The organism is Streptomyces sp. NPDC048479, from assembly GCF_040651435.1.
Classification (GTDB): Bacteria; Actinomycetota; Actinomycetes; order Streptomycetales; family Streptomycetaceae; genus Streptomyces.
The window spans coordinates 1-3704 of record NZ_JBEZKA010000091.1 but is presented as its reverse complement, the minus strand read 5'-3'; the positions used below and the strand labels follow the sequence as shown (position 1 = coordinate 3704).

Annotated in this window: 3 protein-coding genes and 2 pseudogenes; 4 read left to right on the top strand and 1 reads right to left on the bottom strand. The window is 65.1% G+C overall.

The features are described from left to right. Both AB0D12_RS41005 and AB0D12_RS41000 read left to right on the top strand, forming a co-directional pair. Positions 1-100, top strand: a pseudogene (locus tag AB0D12_RS41005) (IS481 family transposase); the annotation flags it as partial. Positions 101-194: 94 nt separating this feature from the next. Then, positions 195-935 carry a VOC family protein gene (locus AB0D12_RS41000; protein WP_362695123.1) on the top strand — a complete coding sequence of 247 codons (741 nt, stop codon included), beginning with the start codon at positions 195-197 and terminating at the stop codon, positions 933-935. A 215-nt stretch (positions 936-1150) separates the two neighbouring features. Here the strand turns inward: AB0D12_RS41000 and AB0D12_RS40995 are convergent, their stop codons facing one another. Continuing rightward, positions 1151-1693, bottom strand: coding sequence for a DUF6262 family protein (locus tag AB0D12_RS40995; RefSeq protein WP_362695126.1), 543 nt, complete (start codon positions 1691-1693; stop codon positions 1151-1153). Positions 1694-2128: 435 nt separating this feature from the next. On the opposite strand from AB0D12_RS40995, the pseudogene AB0D12_RS40990 reads away from it, so the two are divergent. Next, positions 2129-2218: pseudogene (locus AB0D12_RS40990) on the top strand (IS5/IS1182 family transposase); the annotation flags it as partial. 265 nt (positions 2219-2483) lie between these two features. After that, on the top strand, positions 2484-3596 hold the full coding sequence (locus AB0D12_RS40985) for a hypothetical protein (protein ID WP_362695129.1): 1113 nt from the start codon (positions 2484-2486) through the stop codon (positions 3594-3596). Positions 3597-3704: the final 108 nt, after the last annotated feature.

The following is a 3704-nucleotide window of genomic DNA, read 5'->3' as shown; positions in this document are numbered from 1 at the left end:
AGACTTCCTGCACACCTACAACCACCACCGCTGCCACACCGCACTCGAAGGCCAGCCACCCATCAGCCGCGTGAACAACGCTCCAGGTCAATACATCTAGTTGGCGAGCTGAGCATTGCGGCTGGTGAGCGAGTTGACCTCTGTTTGGCGACGGTGCGGATGTCGTTGCAGAGCGGGTGCATAGGATCGCCGGCATGACACTGCGACCTGTTCTGGTGAACATAAAGGCTCTTGACGACTCGGCGGTCGGCCGGTTCTGGGCGGAGGCGCTCGGCTGGGGTGTCGCCGGCGAGGAACCCGGCGCGACCGCCGTGAAACCCGTCGGCTTCGATTGGCTGGACTCGGTCGGCGTCTGCGTCGACGTCATTGCCGTCCCGGAACCCAAGACAACAACAAAGAACCGTGTGCACCTCGATCTCGCCACCACCTCTGCGGCCCATCAGGCGGAGTTGGTCGCGCGCCTCCAGGCTCTCGGTGCGACGCCCGCCCACGTGGGCCAGGGCAAAGTGCCGTGGACGGTCCTCGCCGACCCCGAGGGCAACGAGTTCTGCGTGCTGGAGCCTCGGGAGACCTACCGGGACACCGGGCCGATCGCCCGAGTGGTGGTCGACTGCGCGGATCCGCGGGCCATGGCCCGGTTCTGGGACGAGGCGATGGACTGGACCCTGCACGAGGTGACTGACGATCATGCGGTGTGGCGCTCCGCCAAGGGTGTCGGCCCGTATCTCGAGTTCCTCCGCACGCCGGGTGTGAAGACCGTGCCGGACCGCGTCCATCTTGACCTGGTGCCGGACCCCGGTGACGACAGAGTGGCGGAGGTGGCCCGGCTGCGGGCCCTCGGCGCCACCGACCTCGACGTCGGCCAGGGCGACGTCCCGTGGACGTGCCTGGCCGACCCGGAGGGCCACGAGTTCTGCGTCCTCGCCCGGTCCTGACGCCGAGCCTTAACGACACCCCGACACGTGAGCCTTGTGTGCTCATGCGCTATGGCCCCGGGTGGGTTGGGCTGCGGCGTCTCGGTCGATTCGGGCGGCGAGAGTTTGGGTGTCGGGGGCGAGATCAGCTCGTTCGCCAACCACAACACTCAACTCGCCAACTGAAGCGCTAAGTCACAGGTCGAGGGTGATCGGTTCGGAGCCGAGCGGGAGAGTCATGGCTGGTCCTGTTCGAGGAGTTGGGCTTCGAGATCGGCGATGCGCTTGTCGGCGAAGCGGAGGTTGGACCGGGCTCCTTCGAGCCGCTCCTGCAGCTTGCGGTGCTCTTGCGTGAGCTGGTGAACCCGCCGTTTGAGGGTGGTGTTCTCCGTGACGAGGACCTGGACGGATTCCCCAGGAACCATCTGGTCGAAGTCGCGGAGCTGCCCCATGAGTTCACCGATGTGCTGGCGTTGGGAGAAGACTTCGCTCTGGGTGCGGGTGAGCTCGGCCTCAGCGTTCAGCGCCCGTTCGCGCCAGGACGCTTCGATCTGCTCGTGTGCTTCTGCGGCGGCCTGGTCGCGCTGCCGCTTGCTGTGTGTGACGGCCTGCTGGACGAGAGCGCGGGCGTCGGCGTTCTCGTAGAGGAACGTGGCAGACACGCCCGCTCGCTCCGCGATAGCCCGCACGGAGAGGCGGCCGCGTTCGCGCCGGATCTGGCCGATGGCCTTCTCCACCTGGTCGAGCTTGTTCTTCGTCTGTTCTCGCCGGGCGGCGATAGCGCTGCTGTCGCTCCGGGACCAGAGATCATGCTGTGACCTTGGCTTCGTTGCCCGCTTCCCTGACGTCGTACTCGTCCTCGGACTCGTACGCCTCGGCCTCATGCCGGGCGAGTTCGCTGGCGCTGGCATCCAGCCCGGTCATTGATGGTGCAGTCAAAAGGGTGACCGAGGAGCTCCTCCCGCTCCTCATCGGTCGGCACTCTGTACTCGCCGGCGGGACGAGGGCTCGACGGCGGGTGATGAAGGCCCGGTGGCCGTTGATGACCTCCTCGGGATAGACCGCTCTGTAGCCGACAGCACCGAGAAGTCAACGCCCCGGTTCTCCAGGTCCAGCCCGAGGGCGTACTTGAAGTGAAGTATCGAGAATGGAGATCGAAAACGTGCGTTCTGAACGGTGCCCGCGCCCGCTTTGGTGCCGACGCCGCGATGCCCGCAAGGGACTACGAACGCCTTCCGCAGCACAGTGATGTCCATCCGACCTGGTCACTCATCACTCTGATGACCCGGCGCCTGACCCGAACCGCGGCAGCCCAGAAGGCTGCCGGGCGGCGGGGAGATACCGGCGAGGGCTTCGCCACTGTCTCGGGTGGACGGCCGTGTGCCCCCCACAGATGGAGGAGTGAGCAGCACGCCGCAGCACGAAAACGATGCGTAACACATAAATTGCGCCTAAAGAACCAAAAATGTTCGAGGCGCATCGGTGAGCCGATTCGGATTGGTGTGCCCCGTCCATCCTCAGAAGGGCGAGTACATGTCGAGATTCACGGCTCTTGCCGGGGCAGCGGTGATGGTCGCAGCTGTCATCGGCGTTCCGGCCACCGCTCACGCCGACGACGCCGACCACGGCAATCAGGTCCGCTGCAGCGAGCAGGCCATCAAGGACGCGATCAAGAAAGCGAATCACGCCGGTGGCGGCACGCTGAGCCTCGCCCGTCGCTGCACCTACACCATCACGACGCCGGACAACGAGGGCAACGCTTTGCCGGTGATCACCAGCAAGATCACTATCTACGGCAACGGAAGCACCATCAGGCGCAGCTCCACGACAGCATTCCGCATCTTCCAGGTCGGCGCCCCCGATGGGATCGGGTTTCCCCGACAAGGAGACCTGAGCCTCCACGACGTCACCATCCGCAATGGCCGCTCAGTAACAAGCAGTGCGGATAACCCGGGTAACGGCGGCGGCATTAGCGTGTTCGCCAGCAAGCTCACGCTCGACGGATGCAAGGTTGTCGACAACAGTACCGACGGCTTCGGCGGAGGCATCAACCACTATTCCTTCTTCAGCAAACAGGAGGACTCTTCGCTCACCATCCGGAACAGTGTCATCAGGGGCAACCACGCACACGATGGTGGCGGAGTGTGGCACGTGGACGGCATCGCGACGTACTCGCACAGCACCATCAGCGGCAACAGTGCCGATGGCCAGGGCGGCGGCCTCGTCGTGGGCGGCCCCAGCGTGGTCGTCAACGACACCAAGATCACCAGGAATCGCGCCGGTGTTGCGGCAGGCGGCCTGCTCATCACCGTAGCCGGAAACGAGGGCGCCTTCACCAGCGTGGACCTCAACGACACGACCGTCAGCGACAACACGGCGGCCGTCTCGGCCGGCGGCATCTACCAGACCGGTGGCAGTGCAGCGAGGCTCAACCGGAGCCGTGTCCACGGCAATACCACCACCGGCACCAACGGCGTAGCCGGCGGCATCTTTGTCGAACAGTTCAATCTCATGACCCTCCGGGACAGTTCGGTCGACAACAACTCCTCCCAGCGCGCTCCCGGCGGGATCTTCCAAGGGGGGTACGAGCGTGAGAACCCGGTGATCCTGATCTCCAGCCGTGTAGTACACAACCGCCCCACCAACTGCACCCCCACACCGCTACCCGGGTGCGTCAACTGATCCGGCCCGGCCACTGAGGCGCCCCGAAGTTCTCGGACAGCGGTCCCCATAGGATCGAAGTCCAGAACGGCGGAGAGAGCACGTGGCACAGAAGCGTAGGAAGTTCAG